The 23933-nt window shown below is 57.9% G+C and carries 21 protein-coding genes; 13 read left to right on the plus strand and 8 right to left on the minus strand.

Annotated elements, in window-relative coordinates; all coding sequences use genetic code 11:
* Positions 1 to 20: 20 nt before the first annotated feature.
* Genes AVO44_RS01365 through AVO44_RS01375 form a run of 3 tightly spaced genes read right to left on the minus strand, consistent with a single transcriptional unit; the run spans position 21 to position 3444 of the window.
* A complete protein-coding gene (locus AVO44_RS01365) occupies positions 21 to 1490 on the minus strand; it encodes a carboxypeptidase M32 (RefSeq protein WP_068331532.1) in 1470 nt (489 codons plus the stop codon).
* A 4-nt stretch (positions 1491 to 1494) separates the two neighbouring features.
* A complete protein-coding gene (gene ctaA, locus AVO44_RS01370) occupies positions 1495 to 2640 on the minus strand; it encodes a heme A synthase (protein ID WP_068331533.1) in 1146 nt (381 codons plus the stop codon).
* A 60-nt stretch (positions 2641 to 2700) separates the two neighbouring features.
* On the minus strand, positions 2701 to 3444 hold the full coding sequence (locus AVO44_RS01375; protein ID WP_068332587.1) for an RNA methyltransferase: 744 nt from the start codon (positions 3442 to 3444) through the stop codon (positions 2701 to 2703).
* Positions 3445 to 3597: 153 nt separating this feature from the next.
* Here AVO44_RS01375 and AVO44_RS01380 point away from each other — a divergent pair, with 153 nt between their 5' ends.
* From AVO44_RS01380 to AVO44_RS01395, 4 genes are all read left to right on the plus strand, one after another.
* Positions 3598 to 4215, plus strand: a complete 618-nt coding sequence (locus AVO44_RS01380; RefSeq protein ID WP_068331534.1) for a thiamine phosphate synthase — start codon at positions 3598 to 3600, stop codon at positions 4213 to 4215.
* A gap of 45 nt (positions 4216 to 4260) precedes the next feature.
* Complete coding sequence (locus AVO44_RS01385) at positions 4261 to 5154, plus strand: PfkB family carbohydrate kinase (protein ID WP_068331539.1); 894 nt, start codon at positions 4261 to 4263, stop codon at positions 5152 to 5154.
* On the plus strand, positions 5151 to 6062 hold the full coding sequence (locus tag AVO44_RS01390; protein WP_068331541.1) for a pseudouridine-5'-phosphate glycosidase: 912 nt from the start codon (positions 5151 to 5153) through the stop codon (positions 6060 to 6062). Before AVO44_RS01385 ends, AVO44_RS01390 begins: the two co-directional genes overlap by 4 nt.
* Positions 6063 to 6126: 64 nt before the next feature.
* A complete protein-coding gene (locus AVO44_RS01395; protein WP_068331543.1) occupies positions 6127 to 6804 on the plus strand; it encodes a DUF502 domain-containing protein in 678 nt (225 codons plus the stop codon).
* Here the strand turns inward: AVO44_RS01395 and AVO44_RS01400 are convergent, their stop codons facing one another.
* Both AVO44_RS01400 and AVO44_RS01405 read right to left on the minus strand, forming a co-directional pair.
* The gene (locus AVO44_RS01400; RefSeq protein ID WP_068331545.1) at positions 6805 to 7830 is read right to left on the minus strand and encodes a patatin-like phospholipase family protein; all 1026 of its coding nucleotides are present in this window, start codon (positions 7828 to 7830) and stop codon (positions 6805 to 6807) included.
* A 16-nt stretch (positions 7831 to 7846) separates the two neighbouring features.
* Positions 7847 to 8620, minus strand: a complete 774-nt coding sequence (locus tag AVO44_RS01405) for a 3-hydroxybutyrate dehydrogenase (RefSeq protein WP_068331547.1) — start codon at positions 8618 to 8620, stop codon at positions 7847 to 7849.
* 292 nt (positions 8621 to 8912) lie between these two features.
* Between AVO44_RS01405 and AVO44_RS01410 the strand changes: the two genes are divergently transcribed.
* Both AVO44_RS01410 and AVO44_RS01415 read left to right on the plus strand, forming a co-directional pair.
* Positions 8913 to 10727: an extracellular solute-binding protein gene (locus tag AVO44_RS01410; protein WP_082677355.1), complete on the plus strand. Its 1815-nt coding sequence runs from the start codon at positions 8913 to 8915 to the stop codon at positions 10725 to 10727.
* 575 nt (positions 10728 to 11302) lie between these two features.
* The gene (locus AVO44_RS01415; RefSeq protein ID WP_338057215.1) at positions 11303 to 11497 is read left to right on the plus strand and encodes a hypothetical protein; all 195 of its coding nucleotides are present in this window, start codon (positions 11303 to 11305) and stop codon (positions 11495 to 11497) included.
* On the opposite strand, the gene AVO44_RS01420 is transcribed toward AVO44_RS01415, so the two are convergent.
* Entirely contained in the window at positions 11489 to 12112 is a 624-nt protein-coding gene (locus AVO44_RS01420) for a helix-turn-helix domain-containing protein (RefSeq protein WP_068332590.1), read from the minus strand. The genes AVO44_RS01415 and AVO44_RS01420 overlap by 9 nt on opposite strands.
* A gap of 64 nt (positions 12113 to 12176) precedes the next feature.
* Here AVO44_RS01420 and AVO44_RS01425 point away from each other — a divergent pair, with 64 nt between their 5' ends.
* From AVO44_RS01425 to AVO44_RS01445, 5 genes are all read left to right on the plus strand, one after another.
* Positions 12177 to 13694: a class I adenylate-forming enzyme family protein gene (locus AVO44_RS01425; protein WP_068331553.1), complete on the plus strand. Its 1518-nt coding sequence runs from the start codon at positions 12177 to 12179 to the stop codon at positions 13692 to 13694.
* Positions 13691 to 14350, plus strand: a complete 660-nt coding sequence (locus AVO44_RS01430; protein WP_068331556.1) for a DsbA family oxidoreductase — start codon at positions 13691 to 13693, stop codon at positions 14348 to 14350. Before AVO44_RS01425 ends, AVO44_RS01430 begins: the two co-directional genes overlap by 4 nt.
* Before the next feature lie 74 nt (positions 14351 to 14424).
* Positions 14425 to 15633: a multidrug effflux MFS transporter gene (locus tag AVO44_RS01435; protein ID WP_068331558.1), complete on the plus strand. Its 1209-nt coding sequence runs from the start codon at positions 14425 to 14427 to the stop codon at positions 15631 to 15633.
* A 57-nt stretch (positions 15634 to 15690) separates the two neighbouring features.
* Positions 15691 to 17355, plus strand: coding sequence for a metallophosphoesterase family protein (locus AVO44_RS01440; RefSeq protein WP_068331561.1), 1665 nt, complete (start codon positions 15691 to 15693; stop codon positions 17353 to 17355).
* Positions 17352 to 18026: a hypothetical protein gene (locus tag AVO44_RS01445; protein ID WP_068331562.1), complete on the plus strand. Its 675-nt coding sequence runs from the start codon at positions 17352 to 17354 to the stop codon at positions 18024 to 18026. The genes AVO44_RS01440 and AVO44_RS01445 overlap by 4 nt, the downstream gene beginning before the upstream one ends.
* Here AVO44_RS01445 and mfd read toward each other — a convergent pair.
* Both mfd and AVO44_RS01455 read right to left on the minus strand, forming a co-directional pair.
* A complete protein-coding gene (gene mfd / locus AVO44_RS01450) occupies positions 18023 to 21478 on the minus strand; it encodes a transcription-repair coupling factor (RefSeq protein ID WP_068332595.1) in 3456 nt (1151 codons plus the stop codon). The two genes, AVO44_RS01445 and mfd, sit on opposite strands and share 4 nt — an antisense overlap.
* Before the next feature lie 21 nt (positions 21479 to 21499).
* Entirely contained in the window at positions 21500 to 22024 is a 525-nt protein-coding gene (locus AVO44_RS01455; RefSeq protein ID WP_068331564.1) for a component of SufBCD complex, read from the minus strand.
* A gap of 119 nt (positions 22025 to 22143) precedes the next feature.
* Between AVO44_RS01455 and hemB the strand changes: the two genes are divergently transcribed.
* Complete coding sequence (hemB, locus tag AVO44_RS01460; protein ID WP_068331568.1) at positions 22144 to 23142, plus strand: porphobilinogen synthase; 999 nt, start codon at positions 22144 to 22146, stop codon at positions 23140 to 23142.
* Between the two features lie 141 nt (positions 23143 to 23283).
* A complete protein-coding gene (locus AVO44_RS01465; protein ID WP_068331571.1) occupies positions 23284 to 23856 on the plus strand; it encodes a lipid-binding SYLF domain-containing protein in 573 nt (190 codons plus the stop codon).
* Positions 23857 to 23933: the final 77 nt, after the last annotated feature.

Raw genomic sequence — 23933 nt, forward strand, 5'->3', positions numbered from 1 at the left:
GTGCCCGTCTGTTCGACAGCTTACAAACCGTAAAGCGCTCCGAATTTTTCCTCAAGATAACTTAGAAACGGCTCGGGGCCCGCTTGCATACCGCAAGCGCGCTGGATGGTTTCACGCGGTGTATAAAGCCCGCCGTGGCGTTGCAGGTTCTCGCGCAGCCATCCGGTTGCGCCAGATGTATCACCAGTGGCCAATTGCGCATCCAGATCAGGCACAGCCGCGCGCAGCGCCTGATGCAGGCACCCGGCATAGACATTGCCCAGCGAATAGGTTGGAAAATACCCAAACAACCCAACTGACCAGTGCACATCCTGCAAACACCCGTTCGAAGGTTTATCGATGGCATAGCCGAAATCCGCCTTGAACCGGTCGTTCCACGCCGTCTCAAGATCATTCACGTTAAGGTCTCCGGACATCAGGGCGCGCTCAAGATCGAACCGTAGCATGATGTGCAGGTTATACTGCACCTCGTCGGCCTCAGTGCGGATATAGCCATTATGGACGCCGTTGACTGTGGCGTAAAAGGCGTCAGGGTCTGAAATTCCAAACTCTCCAAACGCATCAATCATCTGATCGTACAGCCAACCCGTGAACGCCCGAGAGCGGCCAAGTTGGTTTTCGTAAATCCGGCTTTGGCTTTCGTGCACGCCCATCGACACGCCCTGCCCCAACGGCGTGAGGGCATAGGCCAGGTCAATGCCCTGCTCGTATGCGGCGTGGCCGACCTCATGAATGGTCGAGTAGAAACAGTTGAACGGGTCGGTCTCGCTGGTGCGCGTGGTGATCCGCACATCTAGTCCGCTGCCAGAGCTGAAAGGATGCACGGCCTTATCCATGCGGCCAGTATTCAAGTCATAACCAAATGTCGTTGCAAGTTTCTGCGACAGGCGCATTTGGGTCAGTTCGTCGAATTTTCCTGCCAAAACCTGCGGCGCGGGTTTTTCAAGAACCGCTGCGCGCAGGGCCACCAATCGCGGGCGCATCTGGTCGAAAATCTCGGAAATCTGCGCACCGGTTGTATAGGGCTCATAGTCTTCGACCATCGCGTCATAGACGTCGCCACCTTGCGCCAATGCCGCACCTTCTTCACGTTTCAGCGCCACGACTTCTGTCAGAACGGGTAGAAACGCCGCCACGTCTTCATCCGCGCGGGCCTGTGCCCATGTGCCCTGCGCGGCAGAGGTCACACGCGCGATTGCTTTTGCCAGATCAGCGGGCACTTTTACCGTCCGCTCATAGGTTCGGCGGATGTCGCGCAATTGGGCGCGGGCGGCGTCATCTTGCGGGTCGGCTTGCTCCAGCCATTCAGCCACGCGCGGGTCAGATCGGCGCGCGTGCAGAACAGCCTCGATCGCAGCCATTTCCTCAGCACGCTGAGGCGCCGCACCACGCGGCATCACCGTTTCCTGGTCCCAACCCAGCCGCCCGGCAATCTGCCCCAAGGCAGATGTTTCACGCTGGAAGGCCATCAACTCGTCGTAAGCGCTCATATATTCAAACTCCGCGGATCGAGGTCACGATTGGGTACGCGGTCAGAAAACGCGCGCGCAGGATGAGGGTCCATACAACGACGGCAAGAAACTGGTGGACGATGGCGATCTGCCACGGGGCTGCATAGACGACTGTCACGATACCAACCACGACCTGAAGGGACAGCGCGGCAAACGCGGCATTGAAAGCAAAACGCGTTTGCGGGTGCGCGCTGCTGCTGCCGCGCCGCCAGACGATGATGCCGAAGATCAAAAGAAGGTAACCCGCGCAACGATGAATGAACTGCACCAGACCAGGACTTTCAAAGAAGTTGCGCCACATCGGCTCCAGCATCGTGGCGTCAGGAGGCAGAATCTGACCGCCGATAAGGGGCCAATCGGTGTAAGACCGCCCGGCATCTATACCAGCGACCATCGCACCGATGAGAATCTGCAAGAAGGTAAAGTGCAGCAGTCCGGTGGACAGCGAGAACAGTTTGGCCTCCTTCGCGCGTCTGGCCTGCATCAGATCGCGTTCGTCGCGCCCAAGTTCAAAGATGTACCACGCAAGAAACCCGAGGATCACAAAGGCCAGCCCCAGATGGGTCGCAAGCCGATAGCTGGCAACGGCAGTCATCCCCTCGCCCTGCGTCACGCCCGAGGCAACCATCCACCAGCCAACTGCGCCTTGAATCCCCCCAAGAGCTCCGGGGATCAGCAGCTTACCCGTCCAACCCGTGGGGATTTTGCGCGCAATCAGGAACCCAAAAAACCCAAGCGCCCAAACCAGACCAATGACGCGGCCCAGTTGGCGATGGCCCCATTCCCACCAGTAGATGAATTTGAAATCATCCAGCTCCATCCACTGGTTCTGGATGCGCCATTGGTCGATCTGTTTGTATTTGTCGAATTCAGACTGCCAATCCGCCTCATTCATTGGCGGAATAGCCCCTGTGATCGGGCGCCATTCGGTGATCGACAGGCCACTATCGGTCAGGCGGGTCAGCCCGCCCACCGCGATCATCACCACAACCAACGCGAACAGGATCATCAACCACGCGCGGATCGCTTTGCGTGCTCCTCCGCGCCCCCGGTCAAGCATACCCGGTTGAACCGCCTGTTGTTTTTCTGTGTCTGAGACGTCTTCGAAGATGCTGCGCTTACCGCTCATGCTGTCCTCATGTCCTGGATTTCGTCGCAAGCTAGGGCCATCAAGGGCGAAGGTCCAGCCTCAGCCCCTGTCCTTCCAGCGGACCATCTGACGCATGATCCCGTGCAACATCTGCACATCCGCGCGTGTCATCCGCATCCGCGACCATAGATTTCGCAGGTTGGTCTTCATGCCTTCGGCCTTTTCGGGCGGGTAAAAAAAGCCCGCCTCGTCTAGCCGATCCTCATAGTGTTCGACCAGCTTTTCAACCTCGATCCCGGTCGCCCAATCGCCTTTGCCCAGATCGGTGGCCTCATGCACCACATCCCCGGTTTGACGCATCCACTCATAGGCCGTCAGCAACACGCATTGGGCAAGGTTAAGCGATGCGTATTCCGGGTTTACCGGCACGAAAATGATGGCATTTGCCTTGGCGATATCCTCATTCTCAAGCCCTGCACGTTCTGGCCCGAACAGAACCGAGACCTTTTCCCCGGCCGCTACTTTCTGGGCCGCAATCTGCATTGCGCGTTCGGGGCTGTAGACCGGTTTGGTCAATCCGCGCTGCCGGGCCGTGGTAGCAAAAACAAAAGTACTGTCCGCGAGCGCCCCCGCAAGATCATCAAACAACTGTGCCTCGTCCAACAACCGGCCAGCGCCGCTGGACATCGCTACGGCCTTTGGGTTCGGCCATCCGTCCCGCGGGCCAACGATTCGCATCCGGTCGAGCCCAAAATTCCACATTGCCCGCGCGGCTGCACCGATGTTTTCCCCCATCTGAGGGCGCACGAGCACAAAGGAAGGCTGAGATTGATCGCTGGGCATGGCTGTCTCCGAAAACTTGGCCTGCTGTAATCGGGGCGCTGGCGCAGGGCAAGTCATCCGGGCCGCCAATTGCGCCATATAACGGCATAAAAGTTTGCTTCCCCGGCGCAATCCGCTAAACCGCGCCAAAGACTGAAAGCGAAGGACGCGCCAATGGACACCCCCGAGCAGCCGCAGATTTACCTGATCACTCCGCCAACCATCAAGCTGAGCACCTTCCCAGACCAACTGGCCAGCGTGCTGGACGGGGCCGAGATCGCCTGCATCCGGCTGGCGCTGGCCGGAGGGGACGAAGACGCCATCGCCCGGGCCGCCGATGCCTGCCGCGAGGTCGCGCATGCGCGCGATGTGGCGCTTGTGATCTCGAACCATGTTCTTCTGGCGCAGAGGTTGGGTCTGGACGGGGTGCACCTGGACGATGCCGCACGCTCAGTCCGGGCCGCGCGTAAGGAACTGGGTCCAGACGCCATCGTCGGCAGCTTTTGCGGAGCCTCAAGCCATGACGGCATGACGGCTGGTGAGGCCGGGGCCGACTATGTTGCGTTCGGCCCGGTTGGCGCTTCGGTACTTGGTGACGGCACCAAGGCCGAGCTGGACCTGTTTCAATGGTGGTCCGAAATGATCGAAGTCCCCGTTGTCGCCGAAGGCGGCTTGACCCCCGAACTTATCCGCGACCTTGCCCCTTGCACCGATTTTTTCGGCATCGGCGATGAGATCTGGTCACAGGATGACCCGCTTGCCGCACTGAAAACCCTCACCAACGCGATGTAGGCGTTAACCCTTGCGCCCGTTCAAGGGCTGCGGCATGAGATCGACATGACTCAGAACAGTGAAATCCTGTGCATCGGCTCGGTCCTGTGGGATGTAATCGGGCGGTCAGCCAGCGCGATGCGGCAAGGCTCGGACGTGCCGGGACGGATCACGCGCCTGCCCGGTGGTGTGGCCATGAATATTGCCATGACGCTGGTCCGGTTCGGAATGACCCCAACCCTGCTGACAGCCATTGGCCGTGATCCCGAAGGCGACGAACTGGTCAACGCCTGCGCCCGATTGGGCATGGTGACGGACCATGTTTACCGGTCGCAGGATTTGCCAACCGACCGCTACATGGCTGTCGAGGGGGCAAACGGGTTAATCGCCGCAATTGCTGACGCGCATTCGCTGGAAGCTGCCGGCGCCAAGATTTTAAGCCCGCTGATGGATGGGCCGCTCGGTCGAAATACCGAACCCTTCCAAGGCCTTATCGCCCTCGACGGCAACCTTACTTTAACCTTGCTGGAAGAAATCGCGCAGAGCCCCGCCTTTAAACAAGCTGATCTGCGCGTTGCCCCGGCCTCACCCGGTAAGGCGGAACGACTGCTCCCCTTCCTTCAACACTCTCGCGCGACGTTATACGTCAACCTGGAAGAGGCCGGTATCCTGTGCCAGCGCGAATTCACCGATTCTGAAAGCGCGGCCAAAGGGTTGCTGGACCGTGGCGCGCTGAGGGTTCTGGTCACTGATGGCGGCAACTCGGCCACTGTCGGCAGTGCCGATGACCTTCTGACCCAAACACCCCCGTCTGTTCTGGTCACGCGCGTGACCGGCGCAGGAGATACTTTCATGGCGGCGCATATCGCATCCGAGGCTGAAGGCGCCACAAGCAATGAGGCGCTGAACCGAGCCCTGCACGCCGCCGCAACTTATGTTTCCGGAGAAACCCCACTGTGATCGACATCCAATATTCCGCCGAGGTCCGCGCCGCAAAAGACGCGGGTCAGCCCATCGTTGCGCTTGAAAGCACCATCATCACGCACGGAATGCCCTACCCGCAGAACATCGAGGTGGCGGCGCAGGTTGAACAAGACATCCGTGACGCCGGTGCTGTGCCAGCCACGATCGCCGTGCTCAAAGGCAAGCTTCATGTCGGCTTGGAAGCGGATGAGTTGAAATCACTCGGTCAGGCACAAGGTGTCGCTAAGATATCCCGCGCGGACATGGCCGCCTGTATTGCGACCGGTGGAACAGGTGCGACCACCGTCGCTGCGACGATGATCGCGGCACACTATGCTGGGATCGAAGTCTTCGGCACAGGTGGTATCGGTGGCGTGCATCAGGGGGCAGAAACATCGTTCGATATCTCGGCAGACCTTCACGAACTGGCCCAAACCCCGGTCACGGTCGTCGCAGCGGGTGCCAAAGCGATCCTCGACCTGGCCAAAACGCTTGAAGTCCTGGAAACGCTGGGCGTTCCTGTCATCGCTCACGGTCAGGACAAGTTCCCGGCTTTCTGGTCCGCCAAATCGCCATACGCCGCACCGCTGCGGATGGACAACGCAGATGATATCGCCAAGGCCCACGCCACGCGGCGCGCGCTTGGTCTGCCGGGCGGCCAACTGGTCGCAAACCCGATCCCGGACGCCGACCAAATTCCGGCTGAAGAACTGGCTCCGATCATCGCCTCGGCCCAAGCTGACGCCGACGCACACCGGATAACAGGTAAGGGCGTCACACCCTACTTGCTGCAACGGATCTATGAGCAGACCGAGGGTCGTTCACTGACGGCGAACATCGCGTTGGTACGCAATAATGCCCGTCTGGCAGCCAGAATCGCAATTGCCCTGACGAAAACTGCCTGAATTCTTTCTATTGTACCAAGACCCCGGACTGCTTAATTAAATCGGCAAACCACTCAGGATCGCAATGAACACACCGTTTGACGAAGAACCCCATCGCCGCCCGGGCCTGTTTGCCCGGTTGCGCGCGTCCTTTCTGACGGGCATCGTCGTCATTGCCCCTGTGTGGCTGACGATTTGGTTGATCTGGTCTGTGGTTGGCTGGATAGACAGCGCGGTTCTGCCGCTGATCCCTCAGCAATTCCAGCCCGAGCAGTATGTCGGCATAAACCTGCGCGGTGTCGGCGTTATCATCTTTCTGGTCTTCACAGTTCTGGTTGGCTGGATTGCAAAGGGAATCTTGGGCCGGTCTTTTATCTCGTTCACCGAAAGCTTGGTGGACCGGATGCCCGTGGTGCGTTCAATCTATTCCGGGATCAAACAGATCTCGGAAACGGTTTTTGCGCAAACAGAGCGGTCGTTTGAAAAGGCCTGTCTCGTGCAATATCCGCGTCGCGGTATCTGGGCCATTGGCTTTGTTTCGACCAGCGCCAAAGGTGAGGTGTCGAAACGCGCAGAAACCGGTGGCGAACTGCTGAGCGTGTTCATCCCAACCACGCCGAACCCGACCTCGGGGTTTCTTTTGTTTTTTCCGATCGAAGACGTCATTCTGCTGGATATGACCATCGAGGACGCGGCAAAACTGGTGATTTCGGCGGGGCTGGTATATCCCAACGGAAAAGAACCGAAGCAACCTCCTGAGTAATCAGCCGAACATCTCGGGCAGATTAACGGTGCTGGCTTCACCCAGCTTTGACTTGTGGTCGCTAATAAACCGATGCGTCGCCGCGCGCCCAGCCTCTTTCAGCTTGTGCAGAACCACCGGGTTTGGAACGGTTTTTGTGGCCACTGACAGTGAATTCATCAATGCATCATCGGCGATCATATGGACCAGAACGCGGCTCATCTCACCCGCGTTTAACTTGCCCTCAGCCAACAACCGCTGAACAAAACTGATCGCGCGCAACTCACGAAACAGGGATGAGTTAAAGCTGATCTCGTTGATGCGGTTCTGGATTTGCTGAGGCGTTTTTGGCACCTCGTCCCGTTCCAGCGGGTTGATATTAACGATCACCACATCATTTGGTAAATCATTGTTAAACAGAGGGTAAAGCGCAGGATTCCCGGTATAGCCACCATCCCAATAGGCCTCTTTCCGGCCGGATTTCGGATCGTAAATCTCGACCGCCTGAAACAGGTTCGGCAAGCAGGCCGAGGCCAGAATTGCATTTGTCGAGACTTCGTCACCAGTGAACACCCGGATTTTACCGCTGCGCACGCAGGTGGCGCAGACAAACAGGCGCGGGCCTTGATCAGCACAGATTTCTGCAAAGTTGAACTGATCAACCACCGGTTCCAGCGGATTGCGGTAGAACGGACCATAGGCGTAGGGCGACACAATCCGAGACCATGCGTCGCCCACCGAAAACGGCAGGGAATACTCCATCGCATGCGCGATTTGGGCAGGTTCAATCGCTTGCATCCAATTGGCAAGGCGCATATCGCCCACTGCGCCCATGCGCTCCCAAAGCTGATTCAGATTGTCGCGCGCTCCGTCGCGCCCATTCCGAACCATGCCGGACTTGAAAGCCGCACCGTTCAACGCCCCGGCCGAGGTTCCGGTGATCGCCGCAACCTCGATATCTTCTTCGTCCAATAAACGGTCCAGAACACCCCAGGTGAACGCACCATGCGCGCCCCCGCCCTGCAATGCCAAATTGATCCGTTTCATGGCGCGATCCCCTGACTTACAAAGCCGTCCAACCGCCATCGACCGAGATCGTTGTCCCGGTAATTTGTGCCGCGGCGTCCGAACACAAGAAAACCGTTGTCCCGCCCATTTGCTCGACCGTTGCAAAGGCTTTTGATGGCTGCCGTTCAAGCATCACGTTCTTTATGACATCCTCACGGCTCATATTGTATTCCTTCATCGTATCGGGAATCTGCGCCTCGACCAGCGGCGTCAGTACATAGCCTGGGCAAATCGCGTTGCAGGTGATCGGTTCCTGGGCGGTCTCCAACGCCACGGTTTTGGTCATGCCCACCACGCCATGCTTGGCCGCCACATAAGCCGCTTTGAAAGGTGACGCCGTCAGCCCGTGCGCCGACGCGATATTCACGATCCGTCCCCAGCCTGCCCTGCGCATCATCGGCAGCGCAGCCGCCATCGTGTGAAAGGCCGAGTTCATGTTGATCGCTACAATCGCGTCCCATTTTTCGACCGGGAACTGATCAATCGGGGCAACATGCTGAATGCCCGCGTTGTTCACAAGAATGTCGCAAGCGCCCGCCTTTTCGATCAGCGCGCGACATTCATCGCCATTGGACATATCGGCTTTGATGTATCTCGCCTTGGTACCGGTTTCTTGCGAAATCTCGGCAGCCAGCGCGTGATCTTCATCCCGGTCGGTGAACGAATTCAGCACCACGTTGGCCCCGGCCTTTGCCAATTCGCGCGCGACACCCAGACCGATACCCGAATTCGACCCCGTGATAACTGCTGTTTTACCCGGCAAGCTCATAAGCTCTCTCCCTCAGATTTCGCTTTCGGCGCACATTGCCATGCTGCACCTGCAAAGAAAACTGGGAAACATCCGGGTGCTGCTTCTGGCGTGGAAAATGCCAAAAAAAACGCCCGCGCAAGGCGGGCGTTAAGTTATTGAGGCAGGTTTCATACAGGCAAGAAACCTATCGAGCAGTGCATTCTTTATACGCAATTCCTTGCATTCATCCAAGCTAAAAGTTTGAAAATAAGAAAAATCATCGGTACGGTGAAAGCCAACAAAATAAGGCCAGAGCAGGATTGTTTCCAAAATGAGCCCCAATTTTCTAAGCCCTGTTCGCCCTATAATTGCGGGAATCACCTTCGTTTTTGCTGCCACGTGCGCTCATGCAGAATCGGCTCATGGCATAGCTATGTACGGGGACCCTGCCCTACCACCGGATTTTGTGTCTCTGCCCTACGTAAACCCGGATGCACCCAAGGGCGGCAAGGTCGTTTTCGGCAACACCGGCGGCTATAACAGTTTGAACCCGTTTGTGCAAAAAGGCACGTCGCCGTGGCAATTGCGATTTTGGACCCACGAGAGCCTTATGGGCCGATCCTGGGACGAACCTTTCACTCTTTACGGGTTGTTAGCCGAATCAGTTGAGACTGCGCCCGACAGGTCCTGGGTCGAATTTACCCTGCGTGAAAACGCCCGGTTCTCGGATGGCAGTCCAGTGACCGTGGATGATGTCATCTGGTCGTATGAGGTATTGGGTACAGAAGGACACCTGCGGTATCGCGGACTCTGGGGCAAGATCGACAAGATTGAACAAACAGGCCCTCGCGCGGTGCGCATCACGTTCAATGAACCTGATCGCGAACTTGCGCTGATAGCTGGGCTGCGCCCCATCCTGCAAAAAGCGCAGTGGGAGGGGAAAGATTTCGCCAACGCGTCTTTGCACGACATTCCAATCGGCTCGGGTCCCTATGTGGTTGATGGGTATGAGGCTGGTCGTTACGTGACGCTGCGCCGCAACCCGGAATACTGGGGGGCAGATGTCCCGTTTCGCCGCGGCACCATGAACCTGGATGAGATGCGCATCGAATTCTACGGTGACGGCACGGTTCTGTTTGAGGCTTTCAAAGCAGGCGAACTGACTGCCGTGCGTGAGTTCAACGCCGACAAATGGCAAACTCAGTACAACTTTCCGGCCGTGCAACGTGGCGATATCGTCAAAACCGAGATCCCGCATGGTAAACCTTCGGGCATGACCGGCTTCGTCATGAACACGCGCAAGGCTCCGTTTGATGACTGGCGTGTGCGTGAGGCCATGTTGCTGGCCTTTAACTTCGAATTTATCAACGACACGATTACAGGTGGTGTGCAGCCCCGGATCACATCGTATTTCTCAGGGTCCGATCTGGGTATGCAACCCGGTCCAGCAACGGGTCGCGTGGCCGAGTTGTTGGAACCCTATGCCGGCGACCTACCCCCCGGCGCAATCGAAGGCTATGCCCTGCCCGTTAGTGATGGGTCCGCCCGCAACCGAACCAATATCCGCGAAGCAAACAAACTGCTGAACGGGGCAGGCTGGACCATTCAGGATGGCGTGCTGCGGAACGAGGCCGGTCAAGACTTTACCATCAGCGTATTGCTGCAACAGGGCGACACCGAGAGTCAGACAGCCATCGAAATCTACACACGCGCGCTTGAGCGTCTGGGCATCACCATCAGTGTCGAGCAGGTGGATAGCGCGCAATTCGCAGGTCGCACTGCCGAACTGGACTTTGACATGACGTTCTTCCGCCGGGCGCTTTCGCTGTCTCCGGGCAATGAACAGCGGCTGTATTGGGGCAGCCAGGATGCCGACACGCAGGGTACCCGAAATCTGATGGGTGTTGCCTCGCCTGCTGTGGACGGGTTGATCGACACGATGTTGGCCTCAGAGACCCATGAAGATTTCGTGGCCGCAACCCGCGCTTTGGATCGGGTTCTGACAGCAGGTCGCTATGTCATACCCATCTGGAACTTCGATATCGGCCGCATCGCCCATGTGAAGGAACTGAAGCAGCCTAAGACCTTGCCGATCTATGGCGATGGCCCTGAATATATGCCGCAGGTCTGGTGGTACGAAGACTAGCTCAACACCGGTGAAGCTGTGCTGGACGGTGTCGTCTCATTTCTTGGGATGGGTCCGCACATCTGTGGGTTTAGTGACGCTAGTTTGCGACGTAGACCCTTCGCACTTTTCGGCGGATTTCAGCACACGCACAATAACATGCCATATTTAGGGCACTGAGATACGGGTCCCGCCAGAACTTGTTTGTCTACCTAATTCCAGCTTAATTCTAAAAAACGGCCACAAGGGGCTTTACGGATCGCACTTCTTGGCTGTAACCTATTGGTATTTCAATGTGTTGTTAGACTAAATTATCCTGATTATTTCGTGAGATAACTAGCTTTCGACACGTGGCACTTTGATTTTACGGACCGGCCCCCACTCACTCCAAAATCAGGTCCGTAGGCCCGTTGCGTGTCGTGCGCGACGGGCCTTTTTGATTTGGGGCTAGCGATCATTGGGTGCGACATTTTGTCATCCGCGCGGAACCCTGCCCCCTTCGTAACGTGACTATAGGGCTGGGCAGCCGTGAAACCTTAACAACGGAAAGCACACAGATGTTAAGCTGGACTGACCTTACTCAAGACTGGGACGCAATGTATTCACGCGCCAAAAGACGTTTCCCGAACCTGCGCGATCAGGATAAATCACAGCTGTGCAAAGACCGAAAAGGGTTTGAAGCGTACTTGGCCGAGCGCCACCACCTGACCGTCAACGAAGCGCACGAAGAGCTCGAGGATTTTCTGTTTACTGAAGGCCTGAACCGCGAGTGCAGTCGATCTTTAGGCTAGTGACGTCACCCACAGGATTGTTGCGTCCTCGTCGCTGACCGAAATCACGTTGTGACCCATGCTGCCATCATAATAGGCACTGTCTCCCCGACGCATTTCAACTGGTTCGTAGAACTCGGTGTACAGTTTCACAACGCCGGTCAGCACGAAAAGGAACTCTTCTCCGTCGTGGCGCACCCAGCCGTCAAACTCGTCCATTGAACGGGCACGGACGCGGGCGCGATAAGGCAGCATCTGCTTTTTCGTCAGTGTCTCAGCCAGCAGTTCATGCTCGTAGGTTACGGTTGGGTGCGCGGCACCCTGTCCCATACGGGTTACGGCCATACGTCCGATTACCTGGTCGCGCTGAGGGGGCGTAAAAAGCTGGGGCACCGAAATCTCTAACCCTGTCGCCAGCTTTTTCAGCGCGTCATAAGTCGGCGACATCTGCCCGTTTTCGATCTTGCTGAGCGTAGATCGCGCAAGCCCCGCCTGCGAGGCCGCTTGTTCCAGCGTCCAGTTCCGCGCCTTGCGCAACTGACGCACGCGTGCGCCAAGATCCAGCGGCTCAGGATCGCTATGCTCGCCCGAGTCACGGGCAATACGGATAAGGGATGGCTGATCATTTGTGCTCATGCGCAACTCTATAGGCGCACCCTGCTCTGCTTGCAACGCGACAAGCGGCGCGATAGCCAGTGTCATGCTTTCCGTTTTCGACCAAGGGCCATTTCAGGCCTGCCCCACACCGTTTAATCTGGCCGCGCATGTGCTGCAAAAAGCGGATAGCCGACCAGAGAAGGTCGCCCTTTCCGTTCTACGCGGCACTGGTACCGAGGACTGGAGTTACAGCGCGTTGAAAGCGGCAATCCTCGGTACAGCCTCCGGGCTGCTGAACGCTGGGCTGAAACCCGGAGAAATCGTTTTGATGCGGTTGGGAAACACGGTGGATTTTCCCATTGCCTATCTCGGTGCTATTGCGGTCGGGATCGTGCCAGTCCCCACATCGTCCCAGTTGACCGAGCCGGAAACGGAACGCATGATCGCGGACCTGAGCCCCGCCGCCATTCTGCGCGACCCAGGCGTCGCCTGTGCGGCGCATCCTTTGCAGATCACATTGGGCGCGCTGTCAGACATGCGCACCCTGCCCCCCGCTGAGTTTCAGTTCGGCGACCCGAACCGGCTGGCTTACGTCGTTTATACCTCTGGAACCTCTGGCAAGCCGCGCGCCGTGGCCCACGCGCATCGCGCCATCTGGGCGCGGCAGATGATGGTGGATGGATGGTACGGGCTGCGGGATACGGATCGATTGTGCCATGCCGGGGCGTTCAACTGGACCTACACTCTCGGCACAGGTCTCATGGACCCCTGGACCATTGGCGCAACGGCGCTGATCCCGCAACCGGGCACCGACCCTGACGACTTGCCCACCTTGCTGCGCGAACATCGGGCGACAATTTTTGCCGCCGCTCCCGGTGTCTTTCGCAAGTTGCTCAAGACCTCGCAGACCCTGCCTCTGCCAGACCTGCGCCACGGTCTTTGTGCAGGAGAGAAGCTGTCGCGACATCTGCATGCGCAGTGGGCCGACGCGACCGGAACAGAATTGTACGAAGCGTACGGCATGTCCGAATGCTCGACCTTCATCTCGTCCAGCCCTGCCCACCCTGCGCGTGGTGAGGCATTGGGTCAACCGCAGCCGGGACGCCGCGTGGCGATCCTAGGACCGAATGGACCCGTTCCGCAGGGGCAGGAAGGCACCATCGCCATTCACCGCTCGGACCCTGGCCTGATGCTGACCTATCTGAATGCACCCGACGAGGCCGAGGCCCGAATGCAGGGCGACTGGTTCCTTACCGGCGATCAAGGAGCTATGGCCATTGACGGGCAAATCACGTATCTGGGCCGCGACGACGATATGATGAACGCGGGCGGTTATCGCGTCTCACCGGTCGAGGTTGAGGCCGCACTGTCCAAATACCCCGGCATCACGCAAGTCGGCGCTGCGGCGGTTGAGGTCAAGCAGGACACATTTGTGATAGCTGCCTTCTACACAGGCCCGGCAAAGCTGGACGATGCCGACCTGCATGCCTATGTCGAGGCAAACCTGGCGCGGTATAAGCAACCCCGCGCTTTTATTCACATGCCCGAACTGCCAACTGGCGGCAACGGCAAACTCCTGCGCCGGGCGCTTCCGGCCTACTTCAAGGCGAATACACCATGACCCAGACCGTAAAACTCGACATCATGTCCGACCCGATCTGTCCGTGGTGCTATATTGGCAAGACACATCTGGACAAGGCGTTAGCCGCGATCCCTGACCACCCGTTCGTCATCGAGTGGCATCCGTTTCAACTCAACCCCGACATGCCGGACGAAGGCATGGACCGACGCGAATATCTTGAGCGCAAGTTTGGCGGCAAAGAAGGTGCTGTTCGCGCCTATGCGCCGGTTGTTGAACATGCTGAAAAAGCCGGTCTGAGCATAGACTTCGAAGGCATGAAGCGCACGCCCAACACACTGGACGCCCATCGCCTGATCCACTGGGCCGGGATTGAGGGAAAGCAGGGCGCGGTCGTTGACGCTCTGTTCGACGCGTATTTCGTGCAGGCACGAGACATAAGCGACCACGAAGTGTTGGCCGATATTGCCGACGGTGTCGGTATGGACGCGGCCGTTGTGTTGAAGCTGCTGGACTCGAGCGCTGACCGCGACGATATTCGCGCCCGCGATACCCATTCGCGCCAGATGGGGGTCAACTCGGTCCCAACCTTCATCGTGGCCAGCCAGCACGCCGTGCCGGGCGCGCAACCTCCAGAGATGTGGGAAAAAGTGATTGGTGAGATCATGTCGCAGCTTGAGGAGCCCTCTGCAAATTAGCACAGAGCCCTGCGCATTTTGATCCTAGCGCCACCTGACCTGTCGTGATAGCGCGGTCAGGTCAGGAGGACGCCATGACAGGTCGGATGTCTACGGGTGAGTTTATCGCACTGATCGCAATGATGTTTGCGACCATTGCGTTTTCGATCGACTCCATGCTGCCCGCACTTCCTGAGATCGGGGCGCAACTGAGCCCCGATGACGTCAACCGGGCACAGTTAATCCTGACCTCTTTCGTACTGGGCATGGGGATCGGGACGTTCTTTGTGGGCCCCTTGTCTGACGCTTTTGGACGCAAACCAGTGATCTTTGTCGGCTCGGCCTTGTATATCGTTTCGGCGGCGGTGGCTTGGGCGAGTTCCTCGTTGGAATTGCTGTTGGTTGCACGCGTTGCTCAGGGTATCGGCTGCGCTGCACCGCGTGTGGTATCAATGGCCGTTATCCGCGACCTTTATGCAGGCCGGGAAATGGCGCGGATCGTCTCAATTGCCATGATGATCTTTACGCTCGTCCCAGCAGTCGCGCCGATGCTGGGGGCTGGAATGATCGCTATTGCCGGATGGCGCGGAATCTTTGCCTCATTCATCCTGTTCTCGGTCGTCACCGTCCTTTGGATGGGCCTGCGCCTGCCCGAGTCCCTAAAGAAAGAGGACCGCCGGCCACTGCGATTATCCCTGATGGCCTCGGCAGCGCGCGAGATGTTCAACCATCCCACAGTCCGGGTGTCCATCTTCGTGCAGACGCTTTGCCTTGGCATGTTGTTTACCATGTTGACCATGGTTCAACCGGTTTATGACGTGATCCACGACAGCGCGGACAGCTTCCCCTTCTGGTTCGGTTTCGTGGCTTTGATGGCAGGATCAGCAAGCCTGCTGAACGCAGCACTGGTTATCCGGGTGGGTATGCGGCGGCTGGTGACATGGGCTTTGGGTGCGCAGATCATCGTGACAAGTAGCGTTATCGTTCTGAATATGATGCCACTTTCGGCCAATATGTCCTTTGCCGTTTTTGTCTTCTGGCAAACTTCGATATTTTTCACGGCTGGCATGACAATGGGCAACCTGAACGCCATCGCGATGGAGCCGATGGGCCATATCGCGGGAATGGCCGCGTCAGTCATCGGTGCGTTCTCAACCGTTCTGGCCGCTGCCATTGCCGCCCCGATCGGTTTGCTTTTCGACGGGTCCCTAACCCCCCTGACCACCGGAATTTTGGTTATGAGCGCCACCGGCTTCGGGCTTATGCTGCACATGGGCCGGATCGAAAACAGGCTGCTCGTCTGATCTGTGCAGCTTCGGTAAAACTCGCTAGGCTGTCATCGACCTGAGGGGAGGTGATGAATGAGCGACTATTACGACCTAGGGACATATTCCTGTCCGATCAGCACATCTGTACCCGAGGCGCAGCTTTGGTTTGATCGCGGGCTGATCTGGACGTACGGCTACAACCACGATGAAGCTGTTGTTTGTTTTCAGCGCGCGTCTGAATTCGATCCAAACTGCGCCATGGCCTTTTGGGGAATAGCCTACGCTGCAGGACCGAATTACAATCTGCCATGGGATCTGCAGGATGAGCGTGGTCAACAAAAGGCGCTGGCACAGGCCTATGATGCGACTCAGCAGGCGCTTTCCAAAATGGAGGCCTGCACGCCGTTAGAACAGGCACTGATCCGCGCTTTGCCATCCCGCTACCCGCAGCGCGAACCGTTGCCGGACATGCACGGCTGGAACCACGATTTCGCCGACGCGATGCGCGCCGCTTTTGCAGATCATCCCGATCATCTGGACCTGCGCACGATCTATGTCGAGGCTCTGTTGAACCTCACTCCTTGGCAGATGTGGGATCTGAATTCGGGCAAACCCGCCGAGGGCGCAGCGACGCTTGAGGCTCAGAAGGCGCTGGAAGATGCTATGGCCAACGACCCCGGCGCAATGTCCCATCCGGGGCTTCTGCACCTCTACGTTCACTTGATGGAAATGTCGCCAACCCCGGAAAAAGCGCTCAAGGCCGGGGATGTGCTGCGTACGCTGGTTCCTGACGCGGGCCATCTGGTGCATATGCCCACTCATATCGACGTTCTGTGCGGTCACTACCACGATGTTGTGTATTGGAACGAAAAAGCGACCGAGGCTGACTTGAAGTATTACGAGCGTGAAGGTGCGTTCAATATCTACACGGGCTATCGGCAGCACAACTATCACTTCGCCATTTACGGCGCGCTGTTTCTGGGTCAGTTGGAACCGGCCCTACGCGCCAATCAAGGTATGTGGGATACCACGCCTGAGGATTTGCTACGTATCGAAAGCCCGCCCATGGCGGATTACTTTGAAAGCTATATGTCAATGGGACCGCATATCCTGGTCCGCTTTGGCTTGTGGGAGGAGGCGAAGGCCTTAAACCTTCCTGACGACCCTGACCTGTACCGCACTCTGACCGCAACGATCCACTACGCCCGTGCAATCGCGTTTGCCGCCACCGGCGATGTAACGAAGGCAGAGGCCGAGGAACAACTTTTCCTTTCAGCCAAAGCCTGCGTGCCAGAAACGCGATTGCTGCACAATAACCGCGTTATCGATCTGCTTGAAATCGCGAGGGAAATGCTGCGCGGAGAGATTGAGTACCGCAAAGGCAATTTCGATATCGCGTTCGCCCATCTGCGCCGATCAGTCGAATTGGACGACACGCTTCCTTATGATGAACCTTGGGGCTGGATGCAGCCCACCCGTCATGCTCTTGGGGCACTTCTGTTCGAACAGGGCCGCGTGGCCGAGGCTGAAGCCGTCTATCGCGAGGATCTCGGATTGGGCGGCAGGCTTAGCCGTGCCTCGATCCACCCCGACAATGTCTGGAGCCTTAAGGGTTTGCACGACTGCCTGAAGGCACGCCAAGAAGACACTGAAATTACGCAGATCAAACAGAGGCTTGATCTGGCGCTGGCACGTGCAGACCGCGCTGTTGGGGCTTCTTGCTTTTGCGCTCAGGCCGCTATGAGGGCTGCGGAATGAAATACGCGCTGTTGTTGGTGGCCGTCCTGTCCAGTCCGGCCTTTGCCGACCGCCAGACCTTTCCCCCTGCGGATCAGGCCAACCGCGATCCGTCGCTGGTGGCCTTTCGCGAAACCCTGCTGTCTTATGTTTCCGCAAGAGATGTCGACGCCGTCGTTGCGACCGCCTGTCCCGATATCTATCTTAGCCACGGCGGTAGTGGCGGCCCGGCAGAGCTTCGCGCCAATCTTACGCTCGATCCTGAAACCCTGTCGGAAGAAGATCAAGGTAAGGCTGACGAATTGCGCGCGCAGTACTGGGCCGATCTGGAATACACCCTAGCGCAGCCCGGCTATTTCGACGAAGAAGGTGAATTCTGGATGCCGCATCAATGGCAGATCACCTTGCCCGCGTCGCTAGACCCCCAGCTTGCCTTTTTCGTCACCGGCACCGATGTCGCCCTGCGCCAGGGGCCGGACCGCACTGCGCTCACCTTGGGATTGATAAGTCATGAGGTCGTCATCATCCGTGAATTTCAGAACGATACCGAGTATCAGCGCGTTCTGCTGACCGACGGCACACAGGGCTATATGCACCGGGACTATCTTTGGCCCATGACAGGCTATCGCGCCGCGTTTTCAAAATCAGACGCAGGCGACTGGCAGCTTTGCACCTTTGTCAGCGGCGACTAGGCCTTGGCCTTCTTCTTTTCGGCTACGACTTTTTCGGCCAAGTCACGGGCGATTGCGAACGCACCCTTGATCTTGTCGCTGTCCTTCTTCCAGTCACGCCGGACAATGATCTTGTTGTCTTTGACCTTGGCTAGGCCGCGTTGATCCTGAATGAATTCCACCAATCCCTGGGGCGAGGCAAACTTGTCATTATGAAACTGAATCGTTGCGCCTTTTGGCCCACCGTCCAGTTTGGCGATACCGGCCCGTTTGCACATGGCCTTGATGCGCACCACCAACATAAGAGTGTTCACCTCTTTCGGAAGTTTACCGAACCGGTCGATCAGCTCTGCCGCGAACCCTTCCAGTTCAACCTTGGTCGAGAGTGACGACAGGCGGCGATAGAGACCCAGACGCACATCCAGATCGGGCACGTAGTCCTCGGGGATCAGAACAGGTACGCCCAAATTGATCTGCGGCGCCCACTGATCTTCGGTCTCTGTCAAACCCTCCATCTCACCGGCTTTGATCTTGGCGATCGCCTCCTCCAGCATCGACTGATAGAGTTCATAGCCAACGTCGCGCATCTGGCCCGACTGCTCCTCACCCAGCAAGTTACCCGCGCCGCGAATATCAAGATCCTGACTGGCCAGCGTGAACCCAGCCCCCAGCGTATCCAAAGAACCAAGAACCCGCAGGCGCTTTTCGGCTGTGGCCGTCAGCTTCTGGCGCGGTTTTGTGGTCAGATAGGCATAGGCGCGGGCTTTTGACCGACCAACACGGCCGCGAATTTGATAAAGCTGAGCAAGGCCGAACATATCCGCCCGATGCACGACCATCGTGTTCGCTGTTGGAATGTCCAGGCCGCTTTCCACAATCGTTGTGGCCAGCAGCACATCATACTTGCCGTCGTAGAAAGCGTTCATCCGGTCATCGAGTTCGCCAGCCGCCATCTGGCCATGCGCCACGACATAGGTGAGTTCAGGTAGTTGTTCCTTTAGAAACTCTTCGATCTCAGGCAGGTCCGAGATCCGCGGGACAACATAAAAACTCTGCCCACCGCGATAGTGTTCACGCAACAGCGCTTCGCGGATCGTTACGGAGTCAAACTCGCTGACATAGGTTCGGATCGCCAGCCTGTCGATGGGCGGAGTACCGATAATAGACAGATCGCGCACGCCCGTCAGCGACAGTTGCAGCGTGCGCGGGATCGGCGTTGCGGTCAGGGTGAGCACGTGAATGTCAGACCGAAGCTGTTTCAAACGCTCTTTGTGGCCGACGCCAAAATGCTGCTCTTCGTCAATGATCAACAGGCCAAGATTGTTGAATCGAATACCCTTGGCCAACAGCGCATGGGTACCGATCACGATATCCACAGTTCCACGCACCAGCCCATCGCGGGTTTGCTGCGCCTCTTTCGAGGATACAAACCGCGACAATTGACGAACCTCAAGAGGGAAGCCGCGAAAGCGTTCCTTGAACGACGCCGCATGTTGACGCGCCAGCAAGGTGGTCGGAGCAATTACGGCAACCTGTACCCCGGACATCGCCGCGACAAACGCCGCGCGCATGGCGACTTCGGTTTTTCCAAAGCCGACATCACCGCAAATCAGGCGGTCCATCGGTGCGCCCGAATGCATATCCTCCATCACTTCCGCGATCGCGCGCAACTGATCTTCGGTTTCCTGATACGGAAAGCGAGCGCTGAACTCCTCCCACGCGTGGGGTGGTGGGTCCATGACGGGAGCTTTGCGCAGCGCGCGCTCAGCCGCGATCCGGATCAGCTTGTCCGCCATCTCGCGGATGCGCTCTTTCAGCTTTGCCTTCTTGGCCTGCCATGCACCGCCACCCAAGCGGTCCAGCAGACCTTCGTCATGGCCGTATTTCGACAGCAGTTCAATATTCTCGACCGGCAGGTACAGCTTGGATTGCTCGGCATATTCCAACAACAGGCATTCGTGGGCGGCACCTGCGGCGGTAATAACCTCCATCCCCATGTAGCGCCCGATCCCGTGATCAACATGTACCACAAGATCACCGGGGCTGAGGGATTGGGTTTCGGTCAGGAAATTCTCAGCCTTGCGGCGTTTTTTGGGCTGTCGGATCAGACGATCGCCCAGAACGTCCTGTTCGGCAATCACTGTCAAGTTGGGCGTTTCAAACCCGTTCTCCAAGGCCCAGACCGCAAGATGCAGCCCGCGTTTGCCTATGCGCGTTCCATCGGCGACAGCGATGGCCTCGGCCAGACCTTCGTCTTCAATCAGTCCGGTCAGGCGTTCGCGCGCACCTTCTGAGTATGACGCCAGTAGAACCGGACCTTTGGCAAGCTTATCGGAGATATGACTGGCAAGCGCACCAAACAGGCTGACGCTTTCTTGTTGCCGTTCAGGCGCAAAGTTCCTGCCGATCCGTCCCCCAGCGTCAATCACGCCCGGCCCGCTGGCCTGCGGCAACGGGTTGAACTGCATCACACGCCGATCCCCCACTGCCCGGTCCCACGCAGCGTCGTCCAGATAAAGCAATCCGGGCGGCGTCGGTTTGTAAACCGTATCCATGCGGGACCGATTTTCCAACGCCAGCCGTCTGGTTTCGTATTGATCCTCAATCGACTCCCACCGGGCCAGTCGTGCAGGCGTAACCTGATCATCCAACGAGACCGTGGCATCGGGCAAATAGTCGAACAAGGTTTCCAGTTTTTCGTGGAAAAACGGCAACCAGTGCTCGATGCCCTGATGTTTTCTGCCCGCGCTGACCGCCTCATACAGCGGATCGTCCGTACCAGCCGCGCCGAACTCGATGCGGTAATTCTGGCGAAACCGCGTGATGGCGGCCTCATCCAAAATGACCTCGGATACCGGGGCCAGTTCCACGACCTCCAGCTTTTCGGTCGTGCGTTGAGACACCGGATCAAAACGCCGAGCACCGTCAAGAACGTCGCCGAACAGGTCCAATCGGACCGGACCGGATTCGCCCGGAGGGAAAATGTCGATGATCCCGCCCCGTACCGCATAGTCACCGGGTTCCATAACCGTAGGGCTTTGAGTGAACCCCATACGTACCAGAAAGTTTCGCAGAGCGGCTTCGTCAACACGGTGATTAACACGCGCCGTAAACGCGGCTTCTTTCAATACGTCCCGCGCGGGCACGCGTTGAGTTGCGGCATTCAGCGTGGTCAGCAGAACGAACCGGTCGGGCATCTGGTGCACCAACGCGGCCAGCGTCGCAACACGCGCCGCAGCAATATCGGCATTGGGCGACACCCGGTCATAGGGCAAGCAATCCCATCCGGGGAAAACAAAAACCGGCATGTCAGGTGCGAAAAAGGCAAGGGCCGCCCGCATCGCCTCCATCCGTTTGTCGTCCCGTGCGACATGGCAGACGGGCTGGCCCGAACGCTTGATCTCGTTCAGGACAAGCTGCGCGTCAAACCCCTCGGGGGCGCCGCCGACACTTACGTGGTTCGGAGCCGTCATCATCTTGCCTTTCCGAATTTCCTAGCCCAGCACACCGATCGAGAAGTTCTGGTACATGCCCCAAAGCGATGTGATCAAGATCGAAATCATACCGATGATCTGCGTGTAGATCCGGCAGCGGGTTAAAACCTTACTCACGAACTCTAGCGTCTTTTCGCCTGCGCGCAGCTTGCGCGCTGCCCGGATGTGGAGGAGCACCACAAAACAGACGGGGAAAAGCAGAAGGAACACTGCCTGAGCAAATTCTACGCCGTAATAAAACCCAAGTGTGCCCAGCCCGGTAAAAACGAAACAGACCAACCCCAATAGGGCCAGCCCGGACACGTCAACGATATAGATAATCCGGTTTCCATTGATACGAACGATATCCAGAAGGTCCTGTTCCGTCTGCCCTCTGATTCGACGGGCGCGTACCAAAAGGTCATGCGGCACGCCCATCGTCCAATGGCTGACCGACGACCACAACACCGCCAGCGCGATCCAGTACCACAGATTCGAAAAGCTGCGCATGTCGATGATTTCGAAAAGCGTAGAGGATATGTCCAAGCGTCAGCCCTTTATTCCACGTCCTGAGGGGCTAATTCGCACCGGCGCGTTCATCCTTACCCTTGAGACCACACGGAATTCATGCCACCCAATGCGGGATTATTCAAGGAGAGCGCGACATGAAACCCACCATCGCCCCCTACCCCCTGACCCGTTTCCGCAGAGCGCGCCAATCTGCGGCGGTGCGCGGGCTGGTCCGTGAAAACACGTTGACCACGGACGATTTGATTTGGCCCGTTTTCGTGCGTGACGGTGAGGGTGTGGAAGAAGCCGTGCCCTCGATGCCCGGCGTGGTACGTCGATCCGTGGACCTGATCGCCAAGGCCGCGGTTGAGGCGCAAGCGCTGGGAATTCCTGCGATCTGCATCTTTCCCTATACGGATTCCAGCCTGAAAACCGAAGACTGCGCAGAGGCGTGGAACCCCGACAATCTGTCCAATCGCGCCATCCGCGCCATCAAGGCCGCCGCCCCCGATATTGCGGTCATGACGGACGTCGCGCTGGACCCGTACAACATCAATGGTCACGATGGTTATGTCGTCGATGGCGAAATTGTGAACGACGAGACGGTCTCGGCCCTGGTCAAGATGACACTGGCGCAGGCTGAGGCCGGGGCTGACATCATTGGTCCGTCCGACATGATGGATGGCCGTATTGGTGAGATGCGCAAGGCGCTGGAATCAGCCGGACATCAGAACGTAATGATCCTCAGCTACGCCGCCAAGTATGCGAGTGCCTTCTACGGTCCTTTCCGGGATGCGGTCGGTGCTTCGGGCGCGCTGACGGGTGACAAGAAAACCTACCAGATGGACCCGGGAAACTCGAACGAGGCTCTGCGCCTGATCGAACGCGACCTGACCGAGGGTGCCGATATGGTGATGATCAAGCCCGGCATGCCCTATCTGGATATCTGTCGCCGCGTGAAAGACGCCTTTGGCGCACCCACTTATGCGTATCAGGTGTCGGGCGAGTATGCGATGATCCAAGCAGCCGCTCAGAACGGCTGGATCGACGGAGAAAAGGTCATGCTCGAAAGTCTGTTGGCCTTCAAGCGTGCTGGATGCGACGGCATCCTGACCTATTTCGCACCTCAGGTCGCGCGTATCCTGCAAGGCTAAAACCCCAAATTCTCGCAAGTTTTCGCCGATTGTGATCTGTCAGTGCTCAGCTTTCCCGTGACACGCAGCCGCAATCGGCGTAGTCTTGCACACAAGATCGGGTACACCCGACATATCAGGCAGCTATACAGAGAAAACATTATGAGCAGTTCCAATGCATCCCGACTAAGCCGTCGCGGCTTTGCTTTCGGCATGGCCGGCCTTACCCTTACAGCCGCTTGCGGAAATGGCGTGGGCAACTCGAACGCGGTCAAGATTGACGCCCGAGTCGATGCCACGCTAACCGAAATGTACGCGCGCTATCCAAACACTGTCGAAATCGCCAACAAATCCAATGGCATGTTGGTCATGCCGCTGATTACCGACGCTGGGTTCATCTTCGGCGGTGCCTATGGCCAGGGCGCACTGCGCATCAATGGCGCAACGGTAGATTATTACTCGGCCGTTTCAGGCAGCGCAGGTTTACAGATCGGCGCGCAGCAGTATGCCCATGTCCTGTTCTTCATGACGCAGGACGCGTTGGACGACTTCCGCCGCTCCAGCGGTTGGACCGCCGGGGCTGACATCGGCTACGTCGTCGATGCGACCGGCGACACGCTTTCAACCGACACCACGACCTTGCGATCACCCGTCTTGGCCGCCGTATTTGGTCAGGCCGGTCTGAAATTCGGCGCAACGGTCGAAGGCACAAAATACACGCGGATCATTCCGTAACTTCGGGCTGCCACTCCCCCGATCCTGGCCCCCGCCATCGGCCCCAAGCTGTGGCGGGGTTTTTCATTTTTGAGTAC

Origin of the sequence: Ruegeria profundi (assembly GCF_001507545.1) — a bacterium.
GTDB classification, from domain to species: Bacteria; Pseudomonadota; Alphaproteobacteria; order Rhodobacterales; family Rhodobacteraceae; genus Ruegeria; species Ruegeria profundi.